A 13,571-nucleotide genomic window follows, 5' to 3' on the forward strand; every position below is an offset into this window, starting at 1 on the left:
GAGCGACAGGTTCGTCCGGCGGAAGATCGATCCAACGCAAGCAATCGTTGGAGTCGCCGCCATGCAAGGTCGTTACATTCAAGTTCCCGCGAAGGATGGCCAGTTCGCCGCCTATCTGGCCGTTTCGGTCGACGGCAAAGGGCCGGGCGTCGTGCTCTGCCAGGAGATCTTCGGGGTCAACGAGGCCATGCGCGTGGTGGCCGACCACCTGGCCGAGGAAGGCTACACCGTGCTGGTGCCGGATCTGTACTGGCGTCAGCAGGCGGGTGTCGAGCTAGGCTACACCCTGGAAGACTTCGACAAGGCCCTGGCGCTGTACCAGGCCTTCGACGAGCACCTCGGCGTGGCTGATATCGACGCCAGCCTGAGCTTCCTCAAGACCCTGCCCGAATGCAGTGAGGCCGGGCTCGGCGTGGTCGGCTACTGCCTCGGTGGCAAGCTCGCCTACCTGGCCGGCTGTCGCCTGCCGCAGGTGGCTTGCGCCGTGGGCTACTACGGGGTCGGCATCGAGAATGCCCTGCACGAGCTGGAAGGGCTGCAGGGCCGCCTAGTGCTGCACCTCGCCGAGCTCGATGGCTTCTGCCCGGCGCCGGCTCGCGAGGCCATCGTCGCGGCGCTGGCGCAGCGCCCGGGCACCGAGGCCTACGTCTATCCCGGTGTCGATCATGCCTTCGCCCGCCCGGCTGGGCACCACTACCACAAGCCTTCGGCGCTGCTGGCCCACGAGCGCAGCATCGCCGCGTTGCGCCGCACCATCGGCCCGGACTACAACCTCTCCGACCTGTGGGAGGAACACATCCGCCACGAGTTCGACACCCGTGACGTGCCGGCGACCATGGCCACCATGGTGCCCGAGCCCTACGTCAACCATATCCCCACCATGACCGGCGGCGTGGGCTACCGCGAGCTGGCGCGCTTCTACCGCTACCACTTCGTCCACGGCAACCCCAAGGACATGGCGCTGACGCCGATCTCGCGCACCATCGGCGCCTCGCAGATCGTCGACGAATTCATCATGAGCTTCACCCATGACCAGGAGATCGACTGGCTGCTGCCCGGCATCGCGCCCACCGGCCGCTTCGTCGAGATCCCCATGCTCGGGGTGGTCAAGTTCCGTGGGCCGAAGCTGTACCACGAGCACATCTACTGGGATCAGGCCAGCGTGCTGGTGCAGATCGGTCTGCTCGATCCCGAGGGCCTGCCGGTGGCCGGTGCCGAAACCGCGCACAAGCTGCTCGACGAGGGCCTGCCCTCCAACACCCTGATGCCGAGCTGGCCCACCAGCGCCGGCAAGCTGATCGAGGGCTGAGCCATGAACCTGCACAGTCTCGACGGCAAGGTCGCCGTGATCAGCGGCGGCGCCACCCTGATCGGCCGCGCGGTGGCCGAGGCGCTGCTCGCCGCCGGTGCCCGCGTAGCCATTCTCGACATCGACCCGCAGGGCGCCGCCGTGGCCGATGAGCTGGGCAGCGGCGCGCTGTTCATCGCCCTGGACCTGACCGACGATGCCGCCGTGGCGGCGGCCATCGCCCGCATTCACGGGCAGTTCGGCCAGGTCGATCTGCTGGTCAACCTGGCCTGCACCTACCTCGACGACGGCCTGGCCTCGACCCGTGCCGACTGGCTGCGCGCGCTGGACATCAACCTGGTGTCGGCGGTGATGCTGACCCAGGCGCTGAGCGCCGACCTGCAGGCGCGTCGTGGCGCGGTGGTCAACTTCACCTCGATCTCCGCGCAGTGCGCGCAGACCGGGCGCTGGATCTACCCGGTGTCCAAGGCCGCCATGCTGCAACTGACCCGCAGCATGGCGATGGATCTGGCGCCGCTGGGCATCCGCGTCAACTCGGTATCGCCGGGCTGGACCTGGTCGCGGGTGATCGCCGAGGTCAGTGGCGGCGACCGCGCCCATGCCGACCGTGTCGCCGCCGACTTCCACCTGCTCGGGCGCCTGGGCGAGCCGGCGGAGGTGGCCCAGGTGGTCGCCTTCCTCTGCTCGCCGGCGGCCAGCTTCGTCACCGGCGCCGACTACGCGGTGGACGGTGGTTACTCGGTGATGGGCCCGGAACGCAACCAGCCGGCCATCCCACGTCTCGCCGAACGGGAGTGAGCCCCATGAGCAATCCCTTCTGGCGCCTTTTCAACGGTTTCACCCCAACCCGTCACTCGACTCCCCGGAGGACTCCCATGCGTCGAATCGCCATCGTCGGGGCCGGCCAGGCCGGCCTGCAACTGGGCATCGGCCTGCTCGCCCAGGGCTACCACGTCACCCTCACCACCAATCGCACAGGCGAGCAGGTGCGCAGCGGCAAGGTGATGTCCAGCCAATGCATGTTCAACAACGCCCTGCAGACCGAGCGCGACCTCGGCCTGAACTTCTGGGAGGAGCAATGCCCAGCGGTGGAAGGCATCGGCCTGAGCGTGCCCAACCCCGAGCGCCCGGGCGAGAAGCTGATCGACTGGAGTGCGCGCCTGGATCGTTACGCCCAGGCCGTCGACCAGCGCCTGAAGATGCCGGCCTGGATGGACGAGTTCGAGCGCCGTGGCGGCGAGCTGATCATCCAGGACGTCGGCCTGCCCGAGCTGGAGCAACTGACCCAGAGCCATGACCTGACCCTGCTCGCCGCCGGCAAGGGCGAGGTGGTCAACCTGTTCGCCCGCGACACCGAGCGCACCGTGTTCCAGCAGCCGCAACGCGCCCTGGCGCTCACTTACGTGAAGGGCATGACGCCCAAGTCGCCCTATTCGCGGGTGGCCTTCAACCTGATTCCCGGCGTCGGCGAGTACTTCGTGTTCCCCGCCCTGACCCTCAGCGGGCCGTGCGAGATCATGGTCTTCGAGGGCGTGCCCGGTGGCCCCATGGACTGCTGGCAGGACGTCACCTCGCCCGAGCAGCACCTCGAACGCAGCCTGGAGATCGTCCAGCGCTACGCCCCCTGGGAGGCCGAGCGCTGCCGCAATCTGGAGCTGACCGATGCCGGTGGCGTGCTCGCCGGGCGCTTCACCCCCATGGTGCGCAAGCCAGTGCTGCGCCTGCCCTCCGGGCGCACGGTGTTCGGCATGGCCGACGCCCTGGTGGTCAATGATCCGATCACCGGCCAGGGCTCGAACAACGCCGCCAAGTGCAGCAAGGTCTACCTCGACGCCATCCTCGTCCAGGGCGACGCCGCCTTCACCCCGGAGTGGATGCAGCAGACCTTCGAGCGCTACTGGGACTACGCCGGCCAGGTGGTCAAGTGGACCAACAGCCTGCTCACCCCGCCGCCACCGCACATCCTCGAACTGCTCGGCGCCGCCAGCCAGTCGCAGGCCATCGCCGCGCAGATCGCCAACGCCTTCGACGACCCGCGCCGCTTCGCGCCCTGGTGGTTCGACGCCGCGCAGTGCCAGGACTTCATCCAGAGCCATATGAGCCGTGCCGCCTGATCAGGAGACCGCCATGACCGATTCCACGCTTATCGCAGTCGAGGGTGTCGAGCCGCGCAGCCTGCGCAACCTGCTCGGCCAGTTCGCCACCGGGGTGACGGTGATCACCACCCGCACCGCCGACGGGCGCCGGGTGGGCATGACCGCCAACTCCTTCTCCTCGGTATCGCTCGACCCGCCGCTGGTGCTCTGGAGCCTGGCGCGCACGGCGCCGAGCCTGCCGGACTTCCTCGCCGCCAGCCACTTCGCTATCAACGTGCTGGGCAGCGACCAGCATGGCCTGTCCGGGCACTTCGCTCGACCTGCAGCGGACAAGTTCGCCGGCATCGATTGCGAGGAAGGGCCGGCTGGCGTGCCCCTGCTCAATGGCGCCATCGCCACCCTGGTGTGCCGTAACGGCACGCAGTACGAGGGCGGCGACCACCTGATCTTCCTCGGTGAGATCGAGCACTACCGACACAGCGGCGGAGAACCGCTGGTCTTCCATGCCGGGCAGTACCGGGTCGCCGTCGCGCATCCTGCCACCGCCCTCTGAGCCTGCCGCCAAAACGACAAATACAGGAGCCTTGCATGTCTCAGATCCGCTACCTGCCGCTGGCCTTGGCAATCGCCACCAGCGGCGCCCAGGCCTATGACCTGCCCGTGGTCAACCTGGGGCTGACCAGCTTTCTCGACGGTGGCCTGCCGGCTGGCCCCGGTTGGTACTTGCAGCAGTACTACCAGCGCTACAGCGCCGACCGCCTGCGCGATGAAAACGGTGATCGCATCGGTCTGCCGAAGACCGAACTCGATTACCAGGTGGCGGTGACGCAGGTGAGTTACCTGTCCAATCTGCGCCTGGGCAACGCTAGTCTCGGTCTCAACACCGTACTGCCGATCGTCACCAAGATGGATGTGGATGACGGCCTGAATAACGCCGCGCTGAAGGCACAGGATGGTATGGGCGATCTGCTGGTCGGGCCGTTCATCCAGTTCGACCCTATCATGGGCCCGGACGGCCCGCGCTTCGTGCACCGCATCGAGTTGCAGGTGAACCTGCCGACCGGCGAGTACAGCGACAAGCGCGACATCAACCCAGGCAACAACGCGGTGTCGTTCAACCCCTACTGGGCGGCGACCTATTGGTTCAACCCCAAGTGGTCGGCCTCGGTGCGTGCGCACTACCTGTACAACTTCCGCAATGACGACCCCAGCTATGCCTTCGGCGACGTGTCCGACATCCAGGCCGGGCAGGCGCTGCACGCCAACTTTGCCACCGAGTACGCGGTCACTCCGCAACTGCGCCTGGGCCTCAACGGCTACTGGCTCAAGCAGATCAGCGATACCAAGGTCGACGGCCACGAGGTCTCCGGCCGCCGCGAGAAGGTCTGGGCCATTGGCCCGGGGGCGATGTACAGCTTCTCTCAGGAAGACCACCTGGTGGTCAACGCCTACTTCGAGCAGGACGTGGAAAACCGCCCGGATGGCAGCCGCCTGCAGGTGCGTTACATCCACCACTTCTGATCCCGCTTGCATCGATTGCCTGCCGGCGCCCCTCCGGCAGGCCTTTTTCTGGCGCGCCGTGCTGGCGCCTGTGATTGTCCGCTACCGGCCGCGACTCGGGCGTGCCGAGGCTGGCCGGTGGCCCGAACCGGAGAGCCGCGATGGACGACCATCCGCTGATTTGCCGCACCGACCTCAACGGGCGGATCACTTTCTGCACCCCGGCTTTCGCCGAATACCACGGCTACCGGGCTGACGAACTGCTGCAACAACCCTTCGCCCTGCTGCGCCATGCCGACATGCCGCCAGCGCTGTTCGCTCATCTCTGGCGCACCCTCGGCCAGCAACGCACCTGGCTCGGCCCGCTGTGCAACCGCCATCGCGATGGCCGGGCATTGTGGCTGGAGCTGTATATCAAACCGGTGCATGGCGCACTGGGCATCAGCGGTTATGGCGCGCTGTACCAACCGCTGGACGAGGCCGCGCAACGGCGTGCCGAACGGGGCCTGGCGCGGGTGTGCCGTGGGCGGACACCGGGGCGCGCCCTGCGCGGCTGGTTGCACGGCGCCTGGCCCTGGCTGGCGGCTTCGACCGGTTTGCTGGCAGGCGCGTCGCTGTTGTCCATGGGCTGGGCCGAACAGGGCCTGGCACTGGGCTGCGTATTGGGCGCGGGGCTGCTCTCGCAGCGGCGCCAGGCGCGGCGTGTGCAGAGCCTGCTGGAAGGTGGCCGAGTGCTATGCAGCGATCCCTGGCTGTCCGGTTTTCTCGACGATGAACCCCTGGCCGGGCGTCTGGTCCTGGCCCTGCGCAGCGAGGCGCGACGCTTGCAGACGGCGCTGCTGCGCATTGGTGCCGCCGGTGGTCAACTGGAACAGCGCGCCGCCGAGGTCGCCAGCCTGATCCGTCACGAGGCGGCGCGCCTCGACGTGCAGCGCGACAGCAACCATCAGGCTGCCACTGCTCTGCACGAGTTGGCGGCGACCATCCAGGAGGTGACAGGCAACGTGCATGGCGCCAGTCAGGGCACCGCCGATGCCAGCGCGCAGACCAGCCATAGCCGCCAGCTCGCCCAGCGTGCCCAGGCGGCTCTGGGCCAGCTCGACATGGCGGTGACCGATGCCGCCACGGCGGCTCGGCAGGTGGGTGCGGCGGTCGGCGATATCGCCGGTTTCACCCGCCTGATCGCCGAGATTGCCGAGCAGACCAACCTGCTCGCGCTCAATGCCGCCATCGAGGCGGCGCGCGCTGGCGAGGCCGGGCGCGGCTTCGGCGTGGTGGCCGACGAGGTGCGCCAACTCGCATCACGCACCCAGGTGGCGACGGCGCAGATCCGCCCGCTGCTGGAGCGCCTGCAACAGGCGGCCGAGCGCAATGGCGAACAGGCCGGGCGCTGCCAGGCGCTGGCACAGGACACCGACGGCCAGTTGCGCGAGATGCTGCATGGCCTGGAAGACGTGGATGAACGCCTGCAAGGGGTCAACGCCCTGGGCCAGCAGATCGCCGTGGCCATGCAGGAGCAGGAACAGGTCATCGGCCTGCTCGACGAGCAGGTGCAGGGCGCCGTTGCCGACGTCGCGCAGAGTGCGGACAAGGCCCGCGAGGTCGAGCGCCTGGGCGCCAGCCTGCATGAGCAGGCGGCGGCATTGATCCAGTTGGCGCGCTATTTCGATCGTTGAGGTGGCCTGTAGGAGCCCGCTTGCGGGCGATCCGCCGATGCCCTGATCGCCGGCAAGCCGGCTCCCCACGCACGTGGCGCAGGTGCCAGCCTTACTCGATCAGCGCCGGGCACCGGCGCTTTGCAGGAACTTCTCGCTGTACAGGCGGGTGTCGACCAGCCCCGCCTCGTCGAGCCAACTGCGCACCGCCTCGACCATCGGCGGCGGGCCACACAGGTACATGTCGAAGGGCTGGGCGGCCAGCGCGCTGCGGTCGAAGTGCTCGGGGATGTAGCCGCGCAGGCCGCTCCAGGCCGGTGAGGGCTGGCTGACTACCGGCAGATAGTCGAAGTCGGCGATGCGCCCGCGGTAGCTCTCCAGACGCTCGCGCTCGCACAGGTCGGCGTCCTGGTTCACGCCGTAGAACAGCCGCACGGGTTGGCCGCAGCCGCCGCGCTCGGCCATCTCGTCGAGCATGCCGAGGAACGCCGACAGCCCCGTGCCACCGGCCACCAGCAGCAGCGGCCGTTCGATCTGGCGCAGGTAGAAGCTGCCCAGGGGCAGTTCCAGCTCCAGGTGCTGGCCGACCTGGCAACGCTCGCGCAGGAAGTTGCTCATCACCCCGTCGGGCAGCAGGCGAATGAGGAACTGCAGGTGGTTCTGCTCGTTGGGCCGGTTGGCGAAGGAGTAGGCGCGCCACTGATCGGTGCCCGGCACCTTCAGGCGTGCGTACTGGCCCGGTAGAAAGCGTAGGGTGCCGCCCTGGGTGAGGGCGTCGAGGTGGAGGATGGCAGTGCTCGGCGACACCTGTTCGAGCGCCGTGACCACGGCTTCGACCCGCTCCAGCGAGTTGGCGTGGCACAGGCTGGAGTCGAGGTCGAAGTAGAAGGCGGCATCGGACTGCACGCGGGTCTGGCAGGCGAGCATCTTGCGCTGCGCCAGGTCACGTTCGCTGAGGGCTTCCTCGTCGACGTAATCCTGCTGGTAGCGGCCCGCTTCGCAGCGGCCCTGGCAGGTGCCGCAGACGCCTTCGCGGCAGTCCAGCGGCAGGCTGATGCCCTGGCGCAGGGCGGCGTCGAGCAGCAGCTCACCGGGTTTGACCCCGATGAACAGCGTCTTGCCGTCGGCGAAGCTGAGCGCGACGTTATGGCTCATGGCGTGCCTCCTAGAGGTGGTAGAAGTCGAGCACGGAGTTGATGGTGTCGTTGAGCAGCAACACGTGCTTGCGGCTGATGCGGAAGTCGCCTTCGCCCAGCTCGCGCAGGTGGTAGGTGGCCTGGCCGTAGAACTGCTCAGAAACGCCGTGGCGGGTGTACAGGGTGTTCCAGCCGACCTTCGCCTCGAGCTGGCCGTCGTCGAGCCGATGCAGGCGCAGGTTGCTGATCTGGTGCAGGGTGCGCGGCAGCGGCGTGGAGGCCGCCGACTTGCCGGTGCGCAGACGGAACACGCGATCCTCCAGGCCCGAGCGGTCGGCGTAGTAGATGTACGACAGACCCTGCTGCGGGTCCTGCACGTACTCGTGCTCGCTGATCCACTGCGGCAGGTGGTACTCGCTGTTCTCATCGAACAGTTCGATGTAGGCGTCCCAGTCCTGGGCATCGCAGAGGGCGGCTTTGCGGTAGAGGAACTGCTCCACCGCGTAGTGCAGGTTCGGGTTCATGCGGACACCTCGGCAGGTTGCAGGGCTTTGTGCGCCAGGCCGTCGAGCAGGCGTTGCTGCCAGGCGCGGTGCTGGTTGACGTAGAGGCCTTCGTGGGTGAATTCGGTGCCGGTGAGCACCGGCTGGATGCCCAAGGCCTCGCTGTTTGGCGTCGGCCCTTCAGCCCATTTGTGGCTGCCGCGAGAGATATCGCTCCAGCGCTCCAGGCGCGCCTGGAAGCCGCGCTGGGCCTCGCGGAACTCCACCAGATCGTCCGGCGTACCCATGCCCGAGACGTTGAAGAAATCCTCGAACTGACGGATGCGGCTGGTGCGGTCGGCGGCGGATTCGCCCTTGACGCCGATGCACTGGCTGATGATCTCGGTCTTGTTCCAGGCCACCGGGCGCACGATGCGCAGTTGCGAGCTGATCTGATCCATGAAGAACAGGCTCGGGTAGATGTTCAGGTTGCGCAGGCGGTGCATCATCCACTCGGCGCGGGCCTGGCCGTATTCGGCCACCAGGCGCGGCATCACGCTGGCGTAGCCGGGGCGCACGGTGGGGTTGGGCATGTCGCTGAACAGCACGCTGTGGCCGTGCTTGAAGGAGAACCAGCCGTCATCGGTCTCGGCATCGCCGGCGCCCAGCTTGCTGTAGTCCAGGGTGCTGCTGGCGCCGCCTTTCTCGGCGTTGACCTGCTGGCGGTGCTGCACGGTGGACACGTAGTTGTAGTGCACGGTGCTGACGTGATAACCGTCCAGGCCGTTCTCGTTCTGCAGCTTCCAGTTGCCGTCGTAGGTGTAGGTGGACTTGCCCGGCAGCACTTCCAGCTCGCCAGTGGGCGACTGCGCCACCATCATGTCGAAGAACACCTTGGCGTCGCCCAGGTAGTCTTCCAGTGAGTCGCTGCCCTGGGTGTCCAGGCTGACGAAGACGAAGCCCTTGTAACTCTGGATGCGCGCCTTCTTCAGGCCTCGGGTGGCCTTGTCGAAGCCTTCCGGGTATTCGCCCGGCGCCTTGACCTTCACCAGACGCCCGTCGCTCTTGTAGCACCAGGCGTGGAAGGGGCAGGTGAAGGTGGACTGGTTGCCCTTGCCGACGCGGGTGAGGGTGGCGCCGCGATGCTGGCAGGCGTTGATCAGCGCGTGCAGTTCGCCGTTGCCGTCACGGGTGATGATCAGCGGCTGGCGCCCGGCGCGCATGGTGATGAAGTCGTTCGGCTGGGCGATCTCGCTTTCGTGGCAGGCATAGATCCACACCTTCTCGAAGATCAGCTCCATCTCCAGGTCGAACAGCTTGGGTTCGGTGAACAGGTCGCGGGCGACCCGGTAAACGCCCTCGGCAGGGCGGAAGTCGAGGCAGCCACGAATGTAGTCCTGCCATTGGGAAACGCTGCGCATGCTCATCAGGGGTGTCCTCTGTAGGGGAGACTCGCCCCGATTGAAGCCCCGCGCCGGTTCGCGAACTATCCGCTGAATCGTGAAGTGCTATCCGTTTTTTCTGGAACGCGGTCGATAGTTGCCTGCAGCGGGGAAGAACTGCAGGAAATGGATAGTTCTAGCCGGCGCGTGCGTGGAGACTGCTACTCGACCCCTGTTCGAGGAGTTTCGTCATGACCCTCATGGCCGCCGCCCTGCATGCCGCTCACTGCAACCCCGACGCCGCCCAGGCCTGGATGGCCTCGATCTGCGGGCCGCACGAACTGGAGGTGCGGCGCCCGGCGCGGCTGAGCTTCGAGCACGATGGCCTGCGCCTGCCGGGCCTGGGCACGGTGCTCGGGCGCGTGGCCTATGGCACCGACGTGACCATCGGCGTGGGCACGCTCAGCCGTCTGGATGGCTACAGCATCAGCCTGCCGATCAGTGGCCGGCAGATGCTGCATGGGCCACAGGGCAGCCTGCGTTCCGACCGGCGCCAAGGGCTGGTCGTATCGCCGAGCGTGCCCCAGGCCCTGGAGCTGGCCGGCAATTGCCGCAAATGGCAGGTTGTGTTCCGCCGCGAGGCCGTGCAGCAGGTGGCCGAGCAGTGGTTGCAGCGCCCCGTGTCGGGCGCGGTGGAGTTCGCCCCGCGCATGGATCTGAACGACCCGCAGGTGGCCGCCTGGTGGCAGATGGTGGCGCAGCTCTGCCGCGATTTCGCCGCCGGGCGCCTGCTGTTCGCCCAGGGTGCGCTGGCGCATGAGTTGGAGACGTTGCTGATCCGTGGCCTGCTGCTGGCGCAGCCGAACGATCTGTCGCCGCTGCTCGCGGCGCAGGGCTCGGACGAACGCCCGGCCTATCTGCAGCGTGCCTGTCGCTACATCGCCGAACATGCCCGTGATGAGATTGGCCTGGGCGATCTGGAGGCCGCCGCCGGGGTATCGCGGCAGCGCCTCTACGACGCCTTTCACCGCCACCTGGGCAACACGCCCATGGGCTACCTGCGCCAGCAGCGCCTGCTGGCCGTGCGCGCCGCGCTGCTGGCGCCACGGCCAGCGGCTAGTGTTTCGGCGGCGGCGCTGGAGTGGGGTTTTTCACACCTCGGCCGCTTCGCCGCCGATTACCGCAAGGCCTTCGGTGAAAGTCCCTCGCAGACGTTGGAGAACGCTCGTCGTTAGGAGCGGATTTATCCGCGATAGGGATGGGCACCGATGCTCGGATGAGTGCACCGCGCAACATCCCTGTAGGAGCCCGCTTGCGGGCGATCCTCCCAGGCCACTGATCGCCGGCAAGCCGGCTCCTACAACTGCTCCTACCTGCGCTTTATCAGCCGTTGCGATAACGCAGGGTGGCCGACGGCAGCTCGCCGTAGCGCCGCTTGTACTCCTGGGCTAAGCGGCCGAGGTGGGCGAAGCCCCATTTGAAGGCGACTTCGGTGACCGAACTCTGCTGCTCCTGGGTCAGCTCCTGGTGTACCCGCTCCAGGCGCAGGTCGCGCAGGTAGGCCATCGGGCTGGTATTGCGGAAGTTGCGAAAGCCAGCATACAGGGTGCGCACGCTGACGCCGGCCTGCTCGGCCAGGCACTCGATGCTCAGCGGCTCGTGCAGGTGGCTGCGGATGTATTCCTCGGTGCGCTTGACGAAGTAGGGCGAGACGCTCTTCACGTTGCATTCGTGCAACTGCTGCTGCACATCGTGCTGCACGCCGTAGAGCAGGGCGTTGAGCAATGCCGACTCGAACTGGCGCAGTACCAGCGGCTGGTGAATGGGGTGTTGCTCGTCGGCCATGGCCTCCAGCAGCACCCCGAGCAATTGCAGGAAATAGGCACCGCCGGTGCTGTTCAGATCCAGGCGCGGATCGAAGGCCGGCAGGTGCTCGGGGCTTTGTGCCAGGTGCTGGCGGCAGTGGTGGGCCATGTCGTCGCTGTCGATGCGGATGGCCAGTTGCGCCGCGCCGCCTTGCCAGCGCATCTGCGCTGGTAGCTGCGGCGACAGCACCGAGGCGACCTGTGGCGTCGAATCGAAGCGATGGTTACCGCAGCGCACCTCGGCGTTACCGGCCATGGGAATCTGAATCAGATAGAAACGTTCCAGGCGGCCCGGATCGATCATCACATCGGTGGAATATTCCAGGCGATTGAGCGACAGCCGGCCCCGACTGACATGGTGCATGCAGGCGCTGACGCCCTCTCCTGAGTGCGTCGGCTGCAGGTCGTGGGGTTTGAACACGCGGCTGACGTTCTCGCGCACCTTGTCGGTATCGCTCAAGAGAAACAACTGGTTTTCCGGCGAAAAGATGCGGGTAGATTGGAAACGCTCGCCGCCTCCGGGCACGCTCTGACTCAGGTTCATCACGGTCTCCTGCACTCATACAAGGCATCTGTGCACCAACGGTCTTCCAGAACGCTGCAGTATTCGGATAGTGGCTGCAGGCAGTGGATAGCCGTGGCGTTTTTTCTGGGCCGCTACCAAGCGGTGCGGCCTTTGCCTGGGGATCGAGCAAGCGTCGGGCCAAGTCGGAGGGCTTGGGCGAATAACGCCCTTTATATTTTTGGAATAAATAAATCGTTATTTATTCTTTTTAATATTTTTCTAGTCTGAGCATAGTGAGTTCCACGTCAACCGCTGCCGAGGAACACCACCATGACCATCCGCTTGGGCGATATCGCCCCCGATTTCGAGCAGGATTCCAGCGAAGGCCGCATTCGCTTCCATGAATGGCTGGGCGAAAGTTGGGGCATCCTCTTCTCCCACCCGGCCGACTTTACCCCGGTGTGCACCACCGAGCTGGGCTTCACCGCCAAGCTCAAGGACGAATTCGCCAAGCGCGGCGTCAAGGCCATCGCGCTGTCCGTCGACCCGGTGGACTCGCACATCAAGTGGATCGACGACATCAATGAGACGCAGAACACCCGGGTCAACTTTCCTATCATCGCCGATGCCGACCGCAAGGTGTCCGACCTCTACGACCTGATCCACCCCAACGCCAACGACACCCTGACCGTGCGTTCGCTGTTCATCATCGACCCGCAGAAGAAGGTGCGCCTGACCATCACTTATCCGGCCAGTACCGGGCGCAACTTCCACGAGATTCTGCGCGTGGTCGACTCGCTGCAACTGACCGACAACTACAAGGTGGCCACGCCGGCCAACTGGCAGGACGGTGAAGACGTGGTGATCGTGCCGTCGCTGAAGGACGAGGCCGAGCTCAAGCAGCGCTTCCCCAAAGGCTATCGCGCGGTGAAGCCCTATCTGCGCCTGACCCCGCAGCCCAACAAGTAAGGATCGAGCATGCACGTCGTATTGCTCTCCGGCAGTCCTGCGGCGCGTTCGCGCACCGAGGTGCTGCTGGATCATGTGCGTCATCGTCTCGAGGTGCAGCAGGTGGAAGTGAGCCTGCTCAAGGTGCGTGATTTTCCCGCCGAGGATCTGCTGCATGCTCGCTTCGATAGCCCGGCCGTGCAGCATTTGCAGGCCGTGGTGGCCAGTGCTGACGGCCTGGTGATCGGCACGCCAGTGTACAAGGCGTCGTTCACTGGTGCGCTTAAGGTGCTGCTGGATCTGCTGCCCGAGCGCGTCCTGGCGCACAAGGTGGTACTGCCCCTGGCCAGTGGCGGCAGCCCGGCGCACCTGCTGGCGGTGGACTATGCGCTCAAGCCGGTGCTGGCGGCGCTGAAGGCGCAGGAAATGCTCTCCGGCGTGTTCGCCGTGGACAAGCAGATCGCCTACCCGGAAGGGGACAGGCCCGCGCAGATCGATGATGAATTACGCGAACGTCTCGACGAAGCACTGGAACAACTGGGCGCAGCCCTGGCACGACGGCCAAAGCCAATCGATCCGAAGCTATTGAATGACCGGCTGGTGAACGCCCGCTGGAGCATCTGAAAGAGCAGCGATGAGCTGCAAGCTACAAGCTGCAAGTAGAAGCCAGAGCAACAGCGGGTGCACCCGCTT

At 66.3% G+C, this 13,571-nt stretch carries 13 protein-coding genes; 9 read left to right on the forward strand and 4 right to left on the reverse strand.

Features of this window, described 5'->3' with window-relative positions; genetic code table 11:
* The first annotated feature begins 61 nt into the window (after positions 1–61).
* From PVE35_RS01285 to PVE35_RS01310, 6 genes are all read left to right on the forward strand, one after another.
* On the forward strand, positions 62–1,309 hold the full coding sequence (locus PVE35_RS01285; RefSeq protein WP_277373529.1) for a dienelactone hydrolase family protein: 1,248 nt from the start codon (positions 62–64) through the stop codon (positions 1,307–1,309).
* A gap of 3 nt (positions 1,310–1,312) precedes the next feature.
* Positions 1,313–2,107 carry an SDR family oxidoreductase gene (locus PVE35_RS01290; protein ID WP_277373530.1) on the forward strand — a complete coding sequence of 265 codons (795 nt, stop codon included), beginning with the start codon at positions 1,313–1,315 and terminating at the stop codon, positions 2,105–2,107.
* A 77-nt stretch (positions 2,108–2,184) separates the two neighbouring features.
* A complete protein-coding gene (locus PVE35_RS01295) occupies positions 2,185–3,423 on the forward strand; it encodes a styrene monooxygenase/indole monooxygenase family protein (protein ID WP_277373531.1) in 1,239 nt (412 codons plus the stop codon).
* Between the two features lie 13 nt (positions 3,424–3,436).
* The gene (locus PVE35_RS01300) at positions 3,437–3,958 is read left to right on the forward strand and encodes a flavin reductase family protein (RefSeq protein ID WP_268180589.1); all 522 of its coding nucleotides are present in this window, start codon (positions 3,437–3,439) and stop codon (positions 3,956–3,958) included.
* 35 nt (positions 3,959–3,993) lie between these two features.
* Entirely contained in the window at positions 3,994–4,926 is a 933-nt protein-coding gene (locus tag PVE35_RS01305; RefSeq protein ID WP_277373532.1) for a transporter, read from the forward strand.
* Between the two features lie 140 nt (positions 4,927–5,066).
* Positions 5,067–6,581, forward strand: coding sequence for a PAS domain-containing methyl-accepting chemotaxis protein (locus tag PVE35_RS01310; protein ID WP_277373533.1), 1,515 nt, complete (start codon positions 5,067–5,069; stop codon positions 6,579–6,581).
* Positions 6,582–6,680: 99 nt separating this feature from the next.
* On the opposite strand, the gene antC is transcribed toward PVE35_RS01310, so the two are convergent.
* From antC to antA, 3 genes are read right to left on the reverse strand one after another with little or no spacing between them, the layout of a single operon-like run.
* Positions 6,681–7,715, reverse strand: coding sequence for an anthranilate 1,2-dioxygenase electron transfer component AntC (gene antC / locus PVE35_RS01315; RefSeq protein WP_277373534.1), 1,035 nt, complete (start codon positions 7,713–7,715; stop codon positions 6,681–6,683).
* Between the two features lie 10 nt (positions 7,716–7,725).
* Positions 7,726–8,220, reverse strand: a complete 495-nt coding sequence (gene antB, locus PVE35_RS01320; protein WP_277373535.1) for an anthranilate 1,2-dioxygenase small subunit — start codon at positions 8,218–8,220, stop codon at positions 7,726–7,728.
* Positions 8,217–9,605, reverse strand: coding sequence for an anthranilate 1,2-dioxygenase large subunit (gene antA / locus PVE35_RS01325; protein WP_277373536.1), 1,389 nt, complete (start codon positions 9,603–9,605; stop codon positions 8,217–8,219). Before antA ends, antB begins: the two co-directional genes overlap by 4 nt.
* Positions 9,606–9,811: 206 nt before the next feature.
* Between antA and PVE35_RS01330 the strand changes: the two genes are divergently transcribed.
* Complete coding sequence (locus tag PVE35_RS01330; protein WP_277373537.1) at positions 9,812–10,795, forward strand: AraC family transcriptional regulator; 984 nt, start codon at positions 9,812–9,814, stop codon at positions 10,793–10,795.
* A gap of 148 nt (positions 10,796–10,943) precedes the next feature.
* Here the strand turns inward: PVE35_RS01330 and PVE35_RS01335 are convergent, their stop codons facing one another.
* On the reverse strand, positions 10,944–11,969 hold the full coding sequence (locus PVE35_RS01335; protein WP_277373538.1) for an AraC family transcriptional regulator: 1,026 nt from the start codon (positions 11,967–11,969) through the stop codon (positions 10,944–10,946).
* A gap of 291 nt (positions 11,970–12,260) precedes the next feature.
* Here PVE35_RS01335 and PVE35_RS01340 point away from each other — a divergent pair, with 291 nt between their 5' ends.
* Together PVE35_RS01340 and ssuE are read left to right on the forward strand one after the other, a co-directional pair.
* On the forward strand, positions 12,261–12,899 hold the full coding sequence (locus PVE35_RS01340; protein ID WP_277373539.1) for a peroxiredoxin: 639 nt from the start codon (positions 12,261–12,263) through the stop codon (positions 12,897–12,899).
* A 9-nt stretch (positions 12,900–12,908) separates the two neighbouring features.
* Entirely contained in the window at positions 12,909–13,502 is a 594-nt protein-coding gene (gene ssuE / locus PVE35_RS01345) for an NADPH-dependent FMN reductase (protein WP_268180603.1), read from the forward strand.
* The last annotated feature ends 69 nt before the right edge of the window (positions 13,503–13,571 follow it).

Source organism: Pseudomonas sp. AA-38 (assembly GCF_029457475.1).
In the GTDB taxonomy this organism is placed as follows: Bacteria; Pseudomonadota; Gammaproteobacteria; order Pseudomonadales; family Pseudomonadaceae; genus Aquipseudomonas.

What these genes read in the sequence shown, in the direction of transcription:
- antC (WP_277373534.1), bottom strand. Translation starts at nt 7,715, where the DNA reads ATGAGCCATAACGTCGCGCTCAGCTTCGCCGACGGCAAGACGCTGTTC.
- PVE35_RS01310 (WP_277373533.1), top strand. Translation starts at nt 5,067, where the DNA reads ATGGACGACCATCCGCTGATTTGCCGCACCGACCTCAACGGGCGGATC.
- ssuE (WP_268180603.1), top strand. Translation starts at nt 12,909, where the DNA reads ATGCACGTCGTATTGCTCTCCGGCAGTCCTGCGGCGCGTTCGCGCACC.
- PVE35_RS01290 (WP_277373530.1), top strand. Translation starts at nt 1,313, where the DNA reads ATGAACCTGCACAGTCTCGACGGCAAGGTCGCCGTGATCAGCGGCGGC.
- PVE35_RS01340 (WP_277373539.1), top strand. Translation starts at nt 12,261, where the DNA reads ATGACCATCCGCTTGGGCGATATCGCCCCCGATTTCGAGCAGGATTCC.
- PVE35_RS01300 (WP_268180589.1), top strand. Translation starts at nt 3,437, where the DNA reads ATGACCGATTCCACGCTTATCGCAGTCGAGGGTGTCGAGCCGCGCAGC.
- PVE35_RS01335 (WP_277373538.1), bottom strand. Translation starts at nt 11,969, where the DNA reads ATGAACCTGAGTCAGAGCGTGCCCGGAGGCGGCGAGCGTTTCCAATCT.
- PVE35_RS01305 (WP_277373532.1), top strand. Translation starts at nt 3,994, where the DNA reads ATGTCTCAGATCCGCTACCTGCCGCTGGCCTTGGCAATCGCCACCAGC.
- antA (WP_277373536.1), bottom strand. Translation starts at nt 9,605, where the DNA reads ATGAGCATGCGCAGCGTTTCCCAATGGCAGGACTACATTCGTGGCTGC.
- PVE35_RS01295 (WP_277373531.1), top strand. Translation starts at nt 2,185, where the DNA reads ATGCGTCGAATCGCCATCGTCGGGGCCGGCCAGGCCGGCCTGCAACTG.
- antB (WP_277373535.1), bottom strand. Translation starts at nt 8,220, where the DNA reads ATGAACCCGAACCTGCACTACGCGGTGGAGCAGTTCCTCTACCGCAAA.
- PVE35_RS01285 (WP_277373529.1), top strand. Translation starts at nt 62, where the DNA reads ATGCAAGGTCGTTACATTCAAGTTCCCGCGAAGGATGGCCAGTTCGCC.
- PVE35_RS01330 (WP_277373537.1), top strand. Translation starts at nt 9,812, where the DNA reads ATGACCCTCATGGCCGCCGCCCTGCATGCCGCTCACTGCAACCCCGAC.